The sequence below is a fragment of the Amycolatopsis melonis genome, assembly GCF_040064235.1.
Lineage (GTDB): Bacteria > Actinomycetota > Actinomycetes > Mycobacteriales > Pseudonocardiaceae > Amycolatopsis > Amycolatopsis melonis.
This window is the reverse complement of record NZ_JBDZYD010000002.1, coordinates 533,466-546,357: the sequence shown is the minus strand read 5'-3', so window position 1 is coordinate 546,357 and position 12,892 is coordinate 533,466. Positions and strand designations below refer to the sequence as shown.

Annotated in this window: 14 protein-coding genes; 3 read left to right on the top strand and 11 right to left on the bottom strand. The window is 71.0% G+C overall.

What is annotated here, in order from left to right; genetic code table 11:
• Positions 1-80: 80 nt before the first annotated feature.
• Genes ABJI51_RS07100 through ABJI51_RS07085 form a run of 4 tightly spaced genes read right to left on the bottom strand, consistent with a single transcriptional unit; the run spans position 81 to position 3,930 of the window.
• Complete coding sequence (locus ABJI51_RS07100) at positions 81-1,088, bottom strand: ABC transporter substrate-binding protein (RefSeq protein WP_348948442.1); 1,008 nt, start codon at positions 1,086-1,088, stop codon at positions 81-83.
• A complete protein-coding gene (locus ABJI51_RS07095) occupies positions 1,078-1,890 on the bottom strand; it encodes an ABC transporter ATP-binding protein (RefSeq protein ID WP_348948440.1) in 813 nt (270 codons plus the stop codon). Before ABJI51_RS07095 ends, ABJI51_RS07100 begins: the two co-directional genes overlap by 11 nt.
• 10 nt (positions 1,891-1,900) lie before the next feature.
• Positions 1,901-2,926: a FecCD family ABC transporter permease gene (locus tag ABJI51_RS07090; protein ID WP_348948438.1), complete on the bottom strand. Its 1,026-nt coding sequence runs from the start codon at positions 2,924-2,926 to the stop codon at positions 1,901-1,903.
• Positions 2,923-3,930 carry a FecCD family ABC transporter permease gene (locus tag ABJI51_RS07085; RefSeq protein ID WP_348948436.1) on the bottom strand — a complete coding sequence of 336 codons (1,008 nt, stop codon included), beginning with the start codon at positions 3,928-3,930 and terminating at the stop codon, positions 2,923-2,925. The genes ABJI51_RS07090 and ABJI51_RS07085 overlap by 4 nt, the downstream gene beginning before the upstream one ends.
• Positions 3,931-4,092: 162 nt before the next feature.
• Between ABJI51_RS07085 and ABJI51_RS07080 the strand changes: the two genes are divergently transcribed.
• Positions 4,093-4,713: a PadR family transcriptional regulator gene (locus ABJI51_RS07080; RefSeq protein WP_348948434.1), complete on the top strand. Its 621-nt coding sequence runs from the start codon at positions 4,093-4,095 to the stop codon at positions 4,711-4,713.
• Here the strand turns inward: ABJI51_RS07080 and ABJI51_RS07075 are convergent.
• The gene (locus tag ABJI51_RS07075; protein ID WP_348948433.1) at positions 4,653-5,459 is read right to left on the bottom strand and encodes a class I SAM-dependent methyltransferase; all 807 of its coding nucleotides are present in this window, start codon (positions 5,457-5,459) and stop codon (positions 4,653-4,655) included. The two genes, ABJI51_RS07080 and ABJI51_RS07075, sit on opposite strands and share 61 nt — an antisense overlap.
• A 113-nt stretch (positions 5,460-5,572) precedes the next feature.
• On the opposite strand from ABJI51_RS07075, the gene ABJI51_RS07070 reads away from it, so the two are divergent.
• Positions 5,573-6,418 carry a VOC family protein gene (locus ABJI51_RS07070; RefSeq protein WP_348948432.1) on the top strand — a complete coding sequence of 282 codons (846 nt, stop codon included), beginning with the start codon at positions 5,573-5,575 and terminating at the stop codon, positions 6,416-6,418.
• On the opposite strand, the gene ABJI51_RS07065 is transcribed toward ABJI51_RS07070, so the two are convergent.
• From ABJI51_RS07065 to rpsB, 5 genes are all read right to left on the bottom strand, one after another.
• Positions 6,415-7,416 carry a phosphatidate cytidylyltransferase gene (locus tag ABJI51_RS07065; RefSeq protein ID WP_348948430.1) on the bottom strand — a complete coding sequence of 334 codons (1,002 nt, stop codon included), beginning with the start codon at positions 7,414-7,416 and terminating at the stop codon, positions 6,415-6,417. The genes ABJI51_RS07070 and ABJI51_RS07065 overlap by 4 nt on opposite strands.
• Positions 7,416-7,973: a ribosome recycling factor gene (gene frr, locus ABJI51_RS07060; protein ID WP_348948428.1), complete on the bottom strand. Its 558-nt coding sequence runs from the start codon at positions 7,971-7,973 to the stop codon at positions 7,416-7,418. Before frr ends, ABJI51_RS07065 begins: the two co-directional genes overlap by 1 nt.
• A gap of 48 nt (positions 7,974-8,021) precedes the next feature.
• Positions 8,022-8,765, bottom strand: coding sequence for a UMP kinase (gene pyrH, locus ABJI51_RS07055; RefSeq protein WP_072480944.1), 744 nt, complete (start codon positions 8,763-8,765; stop codon positions 8,022-8,024).
• Positions 8,766-8,878: 113 nt separating this feature from the next.
• Positions 8,879-9,694, bottom strand: coding sequence for a translation elongation factor Ts (gene tsf, locus ABJI51_RS07050; protein WP_348948425.1), 816 nt, complete (start codon positions 9,692-9,694; stop codon positions 8,879-8,881).
• Positions 9,695-9,850: 156 nt separating this feature from the next.
• The gene (gene rpsB / locus ABJI51_RS07045; RefSeq protein WP_348948423.1) at positions 9,851-10,711 is read right to left on the bottom strand and encodes a 30S ribosomal protein S2; all 861 of its coding nucleotides are present in this window, start codon (positions 10,709-10,711) and stop codon (positions 9,851-9,853) included.
• An 819-nt stretch (positions 10,712-11,530) separates the two neighbouring features.
• Here rpsB and ABJI51_RS07040 point away from each other — a divergent pair.
• On the top strand, positions 11,531-12,004 hold the full coding sequence (locus ABJI51_RS07040; RefSeq protein ID WP_348948719.1) for a M23 family metallopeptidase: 474 nt from the start codon (positions 11,531-11,533) through the stop codon (positions 12,002-12,004).
• Here the strand turns inward: ABJI51_RS07040 and ABJI51_RS07035 are convergent, their stop codons facing one another.
• Complete coding sequence (locus ABJI51_RS07035; protein ID WP_348948421.1) at positions 12,005-12,853, bottom strand: FliA/WhiG family RNA polymerase sigma factor; 849 nt, start codon at positions 12,851-12,853, stop codon at positions 12,005-12,007.
• Positions 12,854-12,892: the final 39 nt, after the last annotated feature.

Here is a 12,892-nt window from a genome sequence, read left to right as displayed (position 1 = left end):
GAAAGTGAGCAGAATGCCCACCGAATTCGGACGGCTCAGCTCTCCGGGTGCGCAGAATGCCGCGCTGCGGCCCCCGGGGTTCAGCCCAGGTGCTTCCGGAGGTCGTCGAGGACCTTCATCGCCCCGATCGGGCCCAGACCGAGGAACCACACCTCGTCGGCCACCGGGATCGCGTGCCCGGCCTTGACCGCGCTCAGCCCGGCCCACAGCCCGCTGCTCGTGACGGCCTTCTCGTCGGGGCTCGGGCCCGCGCCGTAGCTGGAGTAGAAGATCCAGTCGGCGTCGGCCTGGTCGATGCGTTCCTTGGAGATCTGCGTGGCCAGCTCGTTGATGTCCTGGTTCGCCGGCCGCGCGAGGCCGGTGTCCTTGAGGATCACGCCGATGAAGGACAGGTTGCCGTAGAGGCGGATGTTGCCGGACAGGAACCGCAGCAGCGAGATCTTCGGCGCGCCCTTGACCGCGGCCTTCACCTCGTTCGCGCGCTTCTGGTAGTCGTTGAGCAGCCCGACGGCCTTCGTCTCCTCGCCGAGCGCGGCGCCCACCAGCAGCAGGTTCTCCTTCCACGGGAACCCCGGCCGGATGCTGAACACCGTCGGCGCGATCTTCGACAGCTGCGGGTAGAGGTCCTTCGCGCGCAGCTTGCTGCCGACGATCAGGTCCGGGGTCAGCGCCGCGATCGCCTCGAGGTTGAGGTTGTTGATCTCCCCGACCGTCGTGATGCCCTGGACGCGGCCGGCCAGGTAGGACGGCACGCCACTCTGCCCGGCGGTGGTGGCCATGCCGACCGGGGTGACGCCGAGGGCGAGGACGTCGTCGAGTTCACCGCTGTCGAGCACGACGACCCGCGTGGGTTTCTTGTCGAGCTTCGTCTTGCCCAGCGCGTGGGTCACCGTGCGCGGGAAGACCCCGGGGCCGGCGTCGGCGCCGAGCTTGGCCGTTTCGGTGTCCGCGGTGGAGAACAGGCGTCCGCCGGTGGCGACTTCCTGGTCGCCGACGCCGGAGCTGCTCGGCTTCTCGGGCTGGCCGCAGGCGGCGAGGAGCGTGACCGACGCCAGGACGGCGGTCAAAGATGTCCACTTAGGACGCATCGGGTTTTCCTTTCGAGACGGCCCGCCGACGGCCGATCGGGACGACCAGGGGCGTGGCGGAGACCGGGTCTTCGATGACGTGGCAGGGCAGGCCGAAGACGTCGGCGACGAGACCGGCGGTGAGGATGTCGGCGGGCGCGCCCTCGGCGGCGATCCGGCCGTCCTTCATCGCGATCAGGTGATCGCCGTAGCGGGCGGCCAGGTTGAGGTCGTGCAGGACGATGACGATCGTCCGGCCGTCCTCGGCGTTCAGCTCGGCGAGCAGGTCGAGGACCTCGACCTGGTGGGCGATGTCGAGGTACGTCGTGGGCTCGTCGAGCAGCAGCAACGGCGTCCGCTGGGCCAGCGCCATGGCGATCCAGACGCGCTGACGCTGCCCGCCGGACAGCTCGTCGACCGGGCGGTCGGCGAGGTCGACGGTGTCGGTCGCGACCATCGCCTTGGCGACGGCGTCGTCGTCCTCGGCGCTCCAGCGGCGGAACATCCCCTGGTGCGGGTAGCGGCCGCGGCCGACGAGGTCGGCGACGGTGATGCCCTCGGGCGCGGACGGCGACTGCGGCAGCAGCCCGAGCACGGTCGCGACGTCCTTGCTGCGCATCGTCGTGATGGCCTTGCCGTCGAGGTAGACCGCGCCGGCCGTGGGCGTGAGCAGCCGGGCGAGGCCGCGCAGGAGCGTCGACTTCCCGCAGGCGTTGGTCCCGACGATCATGGTCACCTTGCCCTCGGGGATCCGGACCGACAGGTCCTTCACCACGCGGACCGGTCCGTAGCCGAGGTCGAGGTTCTCGGTGTGCAGTGTCACGGCGTTCCTCTCACACGCGTCCGGCGCGGTTGGCCGTCGCGAGCAGCCACAGCAGGTACGGCGCGCCCACGGCACCGGTGACGACGCCGACGGGCAGCTGCCTGCCGAGCAGGTGCTGGGCGGCGAAGTCGCCGAGCAGCACCACAAGTGCCCCGGTCAGGGCCGCGGGGACGAGACCCGCGCGGGCGCCGCCGACGAGCCGGGTCGCGATCGGGTTGGCCACGAAGGCGACGAACGCGACCGGCCCCGCGGCGGCCGTCGCGAACGCCGCCAGCGCGACGGCGAGCAGCAGCAGGGCCAGCCGGCTGCGTTCGACACGCACCCCGAGCCCGGCCGCGGTGTCATCGCCCAGCTGAAGCCCGGTGAGCACGCGGCCGGCCAGCAGCGCCGCGGGCAGCAGCACGGCGAGCGCGGCGGCCAGCGGGGCGGCGTGGTCCCAGCCGCGGCCGTTGAGGTTGCCGGTCAGCCACACCAGGGCCTGCTGCGCGAGGGTGACGTCGGCCCAGGTCATGAGGTACGAGACGACGCTGGTCAGCACCGCGCCGACGCCCACGCCGACGAGCACCAGCCGGTAGCCGTGAACGCCGCCGCGACGGGACAGGAGGTAGATCGTGGCGCCGGTGAGCAGCGCGCCGCCCAGCGCCGCGACGGAGACCACCGCGCCCGCAGCTCCGAAGAGGATGATCGCGACGACCGCCGCCGCGCTCGCGCCCTGCGTCACGCCGATGACGTCCGGGCTGGCCAGCGGATTGCGCAGCAGCCGCTGGAAGAGCGCGCCGGACGTCCCGAAGGCGACGCCGACGAGGACGCCGGTGACCGCTCTCGGCAGCCGCAGTTCCGTCACGACGTAGGCGGCGCGGCCGGTGCCGTTCCCGAAGAGCAGGCCGGGCAGATCGCCGAGCGGGACGGAGAAGTCGCCCACCGCCAGGGAAACCGCGAAGACGGCCACGATCGCGAGCACGAGCACCACCGAGACGGCACGGGCCCGGCCGACGCCGCGGCGGCGTGCGGCCGCGACCACCTCGATGGCGCTCACACCGCCACGACCTTCCGGCGGCGCACCAGGAACACGAACACGGGCGCGCCGACGAGCGCGGTGATGATCCCGACCTGCACTTCCGCCGGGCGGGCGACCACGCGCCCGACGACGTCGGAGACGAGCAGCAGCAGCGGCGCCAGCAACGCGGAGTACGGAAGCAGCCAGCGGTGGTCCGGGCCGGTGAGCAGGCGGGCCGCGTGCGGGACGGTCAGCCCGACGAACGCGATCGGCCCGGCGATCGCCGTCGCCGAACCACACAGGACGACCACGGCGAGCGCGCACACCGCCCGCGCCAGCGGGACGTTCTGGCCGAGCGAGCGGGCGACGTCTTCGCCGAGGGCCAGTGCGTTGAGCAGCCGTGCGGCGACCAGCGCGAGCACGGCACCGGCGAGCACGAACGGCACGGCCTGGGTGATCGTCGCGGCGTCCCGGCCGGTCAGCGAGCCGACCTGCCAGAACCGGTACTGGTCGAACGTCGTCTGGTCGGTGAGCAGCAGCGCGCTCGTCACCGAGGCCAGCGCCGCCGTCACCGCGGCTCCGGCGAGGGCGAGCTTCACCGGCGTCGCCCCGGCGCGGCCGAGCGAGCTGACGCCGTAGACGACGGCCCCGGCGGCCGCGGCGCCCGCGAAACCGAACCAGACGTAGCCGCCGACACTCGCGACACCGAACGTCCCGATGCCGACGACGACGAAGAGCGCGGCACCCGCGTTGACGCCGAGCAGGCCCGGATCGGCCAGCGGGTTGCGGGTCGCGCCCTGGATGATCGCGCCGGACAGGCCGAGCGCGACGCCGGCGAGCACCCCGGCCAGCGTGCGCGGCAGCCGGAGTTCGCGGACGACCAGGTGGTCGGGGTTGCCCGGCGCGAAGCGGAAGAGCGCGTCCAGCACGGTCGACGGCGCGAGACCGCGGGTGCCGACGGCGATGCTGAGCACCACGGCGGCGGCCAGGGCCGCGGCGAGGACCAGCAGCCCGGCCGTCAGCGAGAGCGAGCGGGTCCGCACTGGTCGTTACCTTTGCTAACAGGTGATTAGGCATGCCTAATCTAGGTCCCCCGATCTTGACGGCTCAAGTTCCGTGAGCGGCATCACCGGCAGCGGGTTGCCAGCCGACAGTTTCCGATATATCGTGAACGTGTCGCAACAGTTCGAAGAAAGGACAACGACATGCGTAGGCATCGACACCCCTTCGCCCACGAGCACGGGCGCACTTCTTTCGGCCCCTTCGGTGGTTTCGGCGAGTTCCCTCCGGGCTTCGGCCCCGGTGGACGCGGTCGCGGCCACGGTCCGGGCCGTCGCGGTCACGGCGGACGGCGCAGCCGCCGCGGTGACGTCCGCGCCGCGATCCTGGCGCTGCTCGCCGAGCAGCCCCGGCACGGCTACGAGATCATCCGCGAGATCGGCGAACGCTCCGGCGGGTTCTGGCGGCCCAGCCCCGGCTCGGTCTACCCGACGCTGCAGCTGCTGGCCGACGAAGGCCTGGTCCTCAGCAAGGACGAGCACGGCAAGAAGCTGTTCGAGCTGACCGACGCCGGCCGCGCCGCCGCCCAGGAGCAGGACAGCACCCCGCCGTGGGAGCAGATCGCCCAGGACGTCGACCCGGTCGAGGTCGGGCTCGTCAAGGCGGGCAAGAACCTGGCCGCGGCCGTCGTCCAGGTCATGCGGGCGGGCACGGAGAGCCAGCAGGCCCGCGCGGCCGAGGTGCTCAACGACGCCCGGCGCGCGCTCTACGGAATCCTGGGCGAGGACGAAGACGAGTCCTCGGCACCGGAAGAGGCCGCCGAGTGACCTGGCAGGACGAGGCCGGTGGGCTTGACCCGCGCGTGGACGCGGTAGCCCACCGGCAACGTCAGGTCCTGTACCCGATTCCCGTTACGCTGCAAGGACTCCGCGATCGCCTGTTCGGCAACCGGTTTGCTGAACTCGATCTTCAGGACCGCTTCGAGGTCCGCCGCGGTCTCGAACCGCCATTCGGTCGCGACGCGGCGGCAGGAGAACCCGGCGCGGGCGAAGAACCGCTCCACCGCCGCCGCGTCGTAGTGCGGTAGGTCGGCGCGCATCCAGCGGCCGTAGGGCTCGCTCGTCACGTCGAGATCGACGATCAGGAGCACGCCGCCCGGGCGCAGCACCCGCTCGGCCTCGGCCAGCCCCGGCTCGCACCCGGGCCCGAAGAAGTACGCCGTCCGCGCGTGCACGACGTCGACACTCGCGCTGCGGACGGGCAGCCGCTGAGCGCGTCCCATCTTGACGTCCACGTTCGACAGACCTTCGACGCGCTTCAGCGCGCTTCGCACCAGCGGCTGGTGCGGTTCGACCCCGAGCACGGAACGCGCGTCGCGGGCGAAGTACGGCAGATGGAACCCGTCGCCGCAGCCGACGTCGAGCACGTCGCGGCCGGCCCAGTCGCCCTCTTCACGCAGGACGCGCCAGATCTCGCCGCCGCTGTCCTGCGCCCGGTTCTCCAGCTCGTAGTCGGCCTGGTAGTACCAGATGTTCGGGCTGGGCACGACCTCCGTGCGCCGCAACCACCGCACCTGCGCTGCTCCTTCCGGGTTCTCGGCGCCGGAAGTGATCTTCCGGCGCCAGAATCTTGGCGGAAAACTCACGGATCACGCCTAGAATCCGGTGGGTATCGGGAGGAGCACCCATGGCATTCGGCCCGTCCAGTACCCCGTCCCCGGTCCCGGCCGGAATTCCGTGCTGGATCGAGCTGGCCTGCCGCGAGCAGGCCGTCGCGGAGAGATTCTACGGGGCGCTCTTCGGCTGGACGTACACCACTCAGCGGGATCCGGCGACCTCCGACGGCCGGTACGCCATCGCGACACTCGGCACCGTCCCGGTCGGCGGCCTCTACCGCGCCGCACAGGGCGCGCCGCTGGGCTGGATGCCGCACCTGTCCGTGCCGCACACCGCGAGCGCGGCCGAATGGGTGGAGCACCTCGGCGGCCGGATCACCCTGGGCCCGATGGCGATCCCGGACCGCGGCACGATCATGCACGCCTTCGACGCGTGCGGCGCGCCGGTGGTGTTCTGGGAGGTGCCGCCGGACTGGGAGTTCGTCACCGGCATCCCCAACACCTTCAGCGGCGCGGACCTCAACACCCACGACGGCGTCGCGGCGGATCACTTCTACACCAAGCTGTTCACCTACTCGAGCCATCAGATCGGCGACGGCGAATCGCTGGACTACGTCGAATGGCTCATCGAGCACGAGCCGGTGCTGTACCGGTACGTGATGGGCTCGGAGTACAGCCTCGACACCCCGCCGCACTGGCTGGTGTACTTCGACATCGACCCGGCCCGCGGCGTCGACGCGGTCGCGGGCGAGGCGATCATGCACGGCGGGACCGTCGTGATCCAGCCGTACGACACGCCGTTCGGCCGGATGTCGATCCTCGCCGACCCGGAAGGGGCGGTCTTCGCGGTGATCGACCACTCCCGCGTCTCGCAGGACTGGGGCCGCGCGGAGGTCGACGACCCCTACGACGACTAGACCGGCACGAACGCCGAAAGCAGCAGCCAGGACACGACCGCCGAAGGCAGCAGCGAGTCGAGGCGGTCCATGATCCCGCCGTGCCCGGGCAGCAGCGTGCCCATGTCCTTGACGCCGAGGTCGCGCTTGATCAGCGACTCGACGAGGTCGCCGAGGGTCGCGGTGAGCACGATCGCCGCGCCGAAGATGACGCCCTGCCAGGCGTGCCCGTCCAGCATCAGGCTGACCGTCAGCGCCCCGGCGACGATCCCGGCGACCATTGACCCGGCGAAGCCTTCCCAGCTCTTCTTCGGGCTGATGGTCGGGGCCATCGGGTGCTTGCCCCCGAGCACCCCGGCGATGTAGCCGCCGGTGTCCGAGGCGACAACACCGATGAGGAAGGTGAGGACCCGCCCGACGCCGTCCGGCGGCGGGACGAGCATGGCCGCGAAGGCGGCGAACAGCGGCAGATAAGCGGCGGCGAACGTCGACGCGCTGATGTCGCGCAGGTAGCCCTTCGCGCCGCCGGGCAGCCGCCACAGCAGGGAGGCGAGCACGGTGAGGACGAACGCGGTGAGCGCGCCCTCCCGGCCGAACGGCCAGGCCAGCCAGATCATCGCCTGCCCGCCGACGATCACCGGGATCACCGCGACCCGGATGCCGGCGACCCGGCGCAGCACCCCGGCGAACTCGAAGGTGCCGACCGCGATCGCGATCGCGATGATCCCGATGAACAGATAGCGGACGGTGAGCAGGGAAACGATGATCGCGGCGCCCAGCAGGAGCGCGACCCCGATCGCCGCGGGCAGGTTGCGGCCCGCCTTGGAGGCCTTCTTGACGGCCTCCGGCGCACCTGTTTCCGCGGTCGCCGGAACCCCGCCGGTGCCCGGGGTCTCGGGCACCGCCGCCGATGCCGGCGCGGCTGCCCCGGCCGGCTCCGGCGTCCCGGGCACGGCCTCCGGGTGTTCTGTCCCGGTGGCGTCCACCCGGTCCTCGCGTTCCTCGCTCACCTGTGCCATCAGACCTCGAGCAGCTCGGCTTCCTTGTGCTTGACCAGCTCGTCGACCTTGTGCACGTAGGTGTCGGTCAGGTTCTGCAGTTCCTTCTCCGCACGCGCGACCTCGTCCTCGCCCGCCTCGCCGTCCTTGGCGATGCGGTCGAGCTCGTCCTTGGCCTTGCGGCGGACACTGCGGATCGAGACGCGGGCGTCCTCGCCCTTGCCCTTGGCGACCTTCACCATCTCCTTGCGCCGCTCCTCGGTGAGCTGCGGGATGACGATGCGGATGACCTGGCCGTCGTTGCTCGGGTTGACCCCGAGGTCGGATTCCCGGATCGCCTTCTCGATCGCGCCGAGCTGCGACTGGTCGTACGGCTTGATGAGCGCCATGCGGGCTTCCGGCACGTTCACGCTGGCCAGCTGGTTCAGCGGGGTCGGCGAGCCGTAGTACTCGACGACGATCCGCGAGAACATCGCCGACGAAGCCCGGCCGGTGCGAACCGACTGCAGCTCGTCCTTGGCGACGGACACCGCTTTTTCCATCTTCTCCTCGGCATCGAGGAGGGTCTCGTCGATCACGGTCACTCCCGTTGTTGTGATGGGTGGCGCTTGCTGATCCCAGCAGGTCTAGGCCGGCACCCCGTCGGCGGGGGTGCTGACCAACGTGCCGATTCTTTCACCACTCACCGCGCGGGCGATGTTCCCCTCGGTGAGCAGGTTGAACACGATGATCGGCATGTTGTTGTCCATGCAGAGGCTGAACGCCGTCGCGTCGGCGACCTTGAGGTCCCGCTCCAGCACCTCGCGGTGGGTGATCTCGCGGAACATCTCGGCGGTGGGGTCGCTCTTCGGGTCCGCGGTGTAGACGCCGTCGACGGCCTTGGCCATCAGCACGGCCTCGCAGCCCAGCTCGAGCGCCCGCTGCGCGGCCGCGGTGTCGGTGGAGAAGTACGGCATGCCGACCCCGGCGCCGAAGATCACCACGCGGCCCTTCTCCAGGTGCCGCTCGGCGCGGCGCGGGATGTACGGCTCGGCGACCTGACCCATCGTGATGGCGGTCTGCACCCGGGTGGGCAGGCCCTCCTTCTCCAGGAAGTCCTGCAGCGCCAGGCAGTTCATCACGGTGCCGAGCATCGCCATGTAGTCGGCGCGGTCGCGGTCCATGCCGCGCTGCGAGAGTTCGGCGCCCCGGAAGTAGTTGCCGCCGCCGATCACGACGGCGACCTGGACGCCGGTGCGGGCGACGTCGGCGATCTGCTGCGCGACCGAGTGGACGACATCCGGATCGACGCCGATCGAACCACCGCCGAACATTTCGCCGCCCAGTTTCAGCAGCACCCGCCGGTAGCCACCTTCGACCCGGTCACCCATCTATGTCGCCTCCTACGCCCCTCGACCGTTTTTTGTCATATCCAGACCTGACAGTGCCCCGTCCCCGATGGACGGAGACGGGGCACTGGTGAAACCTACGCCCGGACCTGGCCTCAGGCCTGGCCGACCTCGAAGCGGGCGAACTTGGTCAGCGTGACGCCGGCCTCGTCGAGCAGGGCCTTGACGGTCTTCTTGTTGTCCTTGACCGACGGCTGCTCGAGCAGGACGTTGTCCTTGTAGTAGGCGTTGACCTTGCCCTCGACGATCTTCGGCAGCGCCTGCTCCGGCTTGCCTTCCTCGCGGGCGGTCTGCTCGGCGATGCGGCGCTCGTTCTCGACGATCTCGGCCGGCACCTCGTCGCGGGTCAGGTACTTCGCGCGCAGCGCGGCGACCTGCATGGCGGCGCCACGGGCGGCCTCCACGTCGTCACCGGTGAACTCGACGAGCACGCCGACGGCCGGCGGCAGGTCGGAACCGCGGCGGTGCAGGTAGGTCGCGGTCTGGCCCTCGAAGGAGACCACGCGGCGCAGCTCGAGCTTCTCGCCGATGCGGGCGGAGAGCTCCTGGACGACCTCGTTGACGGTCTTGCCCTCGAGCTCGGCACCCTTGAGCGCCTCGACGTCGCTGGTCTTGAGGGTCTTCGCGACCTCGACGATCTTCGCGGCGAGCGCCTGGAAGTCGGCGTTCTTCGCGACGAAGTCGGTCTCGGAGTCGAGCTCGATGAGGACGCCGCCGTCCCCGGTGACCAGGCCCTCGGCGGTGGCGCGCTCGGCGCGCTTGCCGACGTCCTTGGCGCCCTTGATGCGGAGGAACTCGACGGCCTTCTCGAAGTCGCCGTCGTTCTCCTCCAGCGCCTTCTTGCAGTCCATCATGCCGGCGCCGGTCATCTCGCGCAGGCGCTTCACGTCAGCGGCGGTGTAGTTCGCCATTGTGGTGGATCCGTCCTTTGCAGGAAATCTGTGGGTTGCTACGCCGGTGGGGGCGGCCCCCGGGGGCGGCCCCGCCCGCGGGGGGGGGTGGAGTGGGGGGGGGGGGCGCGGGGGGGCGGCCGGCCGGGGGGGCCCGCCCCCACGGGCGGTGGGGCATCAGGAGGAGGCGGTCGCCTGCTCGGTGGCGGCCTCGGTCGCGGCTTCCGCCTCGGTCGCGTCGGCGGCGGCGGTCTCGGAGCCGGCGAGCAGCTCCTTCTCCCACTCGGCCAGCGGCTCGTCGGAGGCGACGCCCGGCTCCGGCTTCGCGTCGGCGGAAGCACCGTTGCGGCTGGAGCGGGCCATCAGGCCGGCGGCCGCGGCCTCGGCGACGACCTTGGTCAGCAGCGCGGCCGAGCGGATCGCGTCGTCGTTGCCCGGGATCGGGTAGTCGACCTCGTCCGGGTCGCAGTTGGTGTCCAGGATCGCGACGACCGGGATGTTCAGCTTCCGAGCCTCGCCGACGGCGATGTGCTCCTTCTTCGTGTCGACGATCCACACCGCGCTCGGCACCTTGGCCATGTCGCGGATACCGCCGAGGGTCTTCTCGAGCTTTTCCTTCTCGCGCGTCAGCGTCAGGATCTCGCGCTTGGTGAGGCCGGCGAAGCCGCCGGTCTGCTCCTGGGCTTCGAGCTCCTTGAGGCGCAGGAGGCGCTTGTGCACGGTCTGGAAGTTGGTCAGCATGCCGCCGAGCCAGCGCTGGTTGACGTAGGGCATGCCCACGCGCGCGGCCTCGTTGGCGATGGCTTCCTGAGCCTGCTTCTTGGTGCCGACGAACATGATGGTGCCGCCGTGCGCGACGGTTTCCTTGATGAACTCGTACGCACGGTCGATGTAGGTCAGCGTCTGCTGCAGGTCGATGATGTAGATGCCGTTGCGCTCGGTGAAGATGTAGCGCTTCATCTTCGGGTTCCACCGGCGGGTCTGGTGCCCGAAGTGCACGCCGCTGTCGAGCAGCTGCTTCATGGTGACGACGGCCATTGCCGGAATCACACCTCTTCTGTGTAGTGCGCGCCGCGCTGGTGGCGGAGCGCTGCTCGGTTTGTCGCTCGCGGCCGGGTGGCCGTTCGCCCTGGTGCCCGTGCCGGTGCCCGGACCCCGGGGTGGTGAAGAACCCCAGGGACCGCCGGACCCCGTGCGACTCGCCCGTGCTTGGAGACCGGGGAACGCGCACGTGCACGCGAAGTCAGCCCGCTGACGCGGACCGCGCAGAAGATTCTACCCCCTGCCACCGACCCCGCCCCCACCGGCGGCCGCTCCGAGCCGAAGTTGTCCACATCGCCTCGAGTTGTCCACAGATTTGCCCACGGCCCCCCACGAGGCGGCTGGGTGTCCCAGGCTGGGGAGATGGAGTCGATCAAGCGTTTCCGGCGCTGGGCGCCGAGGTGGTTCGTGATGGTGATTGCCCTGGTCAGCGGGGTGTTCGTGAGTGTGGGAGGGGTGGTTGCGGGGGTGGAGAGCGGGCTGTCCGCGGAGGCTGGGGAGGGGATGCCTGCCGGATGGGCTGGGAGTCTGGGGCCGCCGGCGGGTGCAGGGCCGGGGCGAACGTCACCACCGGAGTGGGATGGGGCGACAACGGCACGGTCAGATGCGGCGCGGTCCATTGCGCTGACGGCCGACGAGCCGGGGTCGACATGGTCGGCGAGCGAACCGTGGCCACCCGAGCCGTCGGCTCATGCACCGGGGCCCACCTGGCCGCAGGATCCGCCGTGGCCGCCACTCCGCTCGTCTGCAGACGGGCCGTGGCCCCTTTTCCCCTCCGCCCGTGCGCAACCGCCGACCTTGCTCGGCGCTACTCCGCTGTGGCCGCCCTCGTCCGGCCCTGCGTCCGTCTCGCGGAGCGCGCGGCAAGCTCGGATGGCGTGGCCGCTTTCACCCGATCCGGTGGTGACCAAGTACTTCGACGCTCCCGAAACGCCCTTCGGTGCCGGGCATCGCGGGGTCGATCTGGCCGCCGTGCCCGGGCAGGATGTGCTGGCCGCCGAGACCGGTGTCGTCGTCTTTGCCGGGGCCGTGGCCGGGCGGCCCGTTGTCTCCGTCGACCACGACGGTGGGCTGCGCACCACCTACGAGCCCGTTGCGGCGAAAGTGTCCGTGGGCGCGCAGGTCTACCGGGGCCAGGTGCTCGGGATCGTCCTCGCCGGGCATCCCGGCTGTCCGGTGGCCGCCTGCCTGCACTGGGGCGTGCGGCGGGGCGAAGAGTACGTCGATCCCCTCGCCCTCGTCGGCGAGGTGGGCGAATACCGGCTCAAGCCGTGGGGAGGTGATCGCTGATCAGCTGCCGGACTGCTCGACCAGCTTGGCGCGCAGCCGCATCACCGCGCGGGTGTGCAGCTGGCTGACCCGCGATTCCGTGACACCGAGGACCTTCCCGATCTCGGCGAGGGTCAGGCTCTCGAAGTAGTAGAGGCTGACGACGATCTTGTCGCGCTCGGTCAGCTGCGCGATCGCCTGCGCGAGCTGGCGGCGGTTGTCCTGGTCGACGAGCACCGCGACCGGGTCGACGGCGCCGTCGTCGGGCAGCGTGTCGACCAGTGAGCCGCTGTCCTTGCCCGCGGCCACCAGGTCCTCCAGCGCGACGACGCTGGTGAGCTGCAGCTGGCCGTAGAAGTCGCGCAGCTCGTCGAGGCCGATGCCGAGCTCGGCGGCGAGCTCCGCGTCGGTCGGCGTGCGGTGCAGGCGGGCGCCGAGCCGCTCCAGCGCGCGCTCGGCCTCCTTGGCCTTGCTGCGGACGGCGCGCGGCACCCAGTCCTGGGACCGCAGGTCGTCGAGGATCGCGCCCCGGATGCGTTGCATCGCGTACGTCTCGAAGCGCAGCCCGCGCTCGGGGTCGAACTTCTCGATCGCGTCGACGAGCCCGAAGATGCCCGACTGCACGAGGTCGCCGACGTCGACGTGGGTGGGCAGGCCGGTGCCGACCCGGCCCGCGACGTACTTGACCAGCGGGGCGTAGTGCAGCACGAGCCGATCGCGTGACGCCTGATCGGGGCTGTCGGCGAACTGCTGCCACAGCGCCGCGATCCCGGCGTCGACGTCGATGCCGGCCCGGGTGTCCGCGGGCGCGGCAGCGTCACCGTGAGTGCTCACTCCGGTGGCTTCGGTCACGTGCGGCCCTGCGGTCATTGCACAGTCGTTCTCGGCATGCTGCTCAGTGTCGTCTCC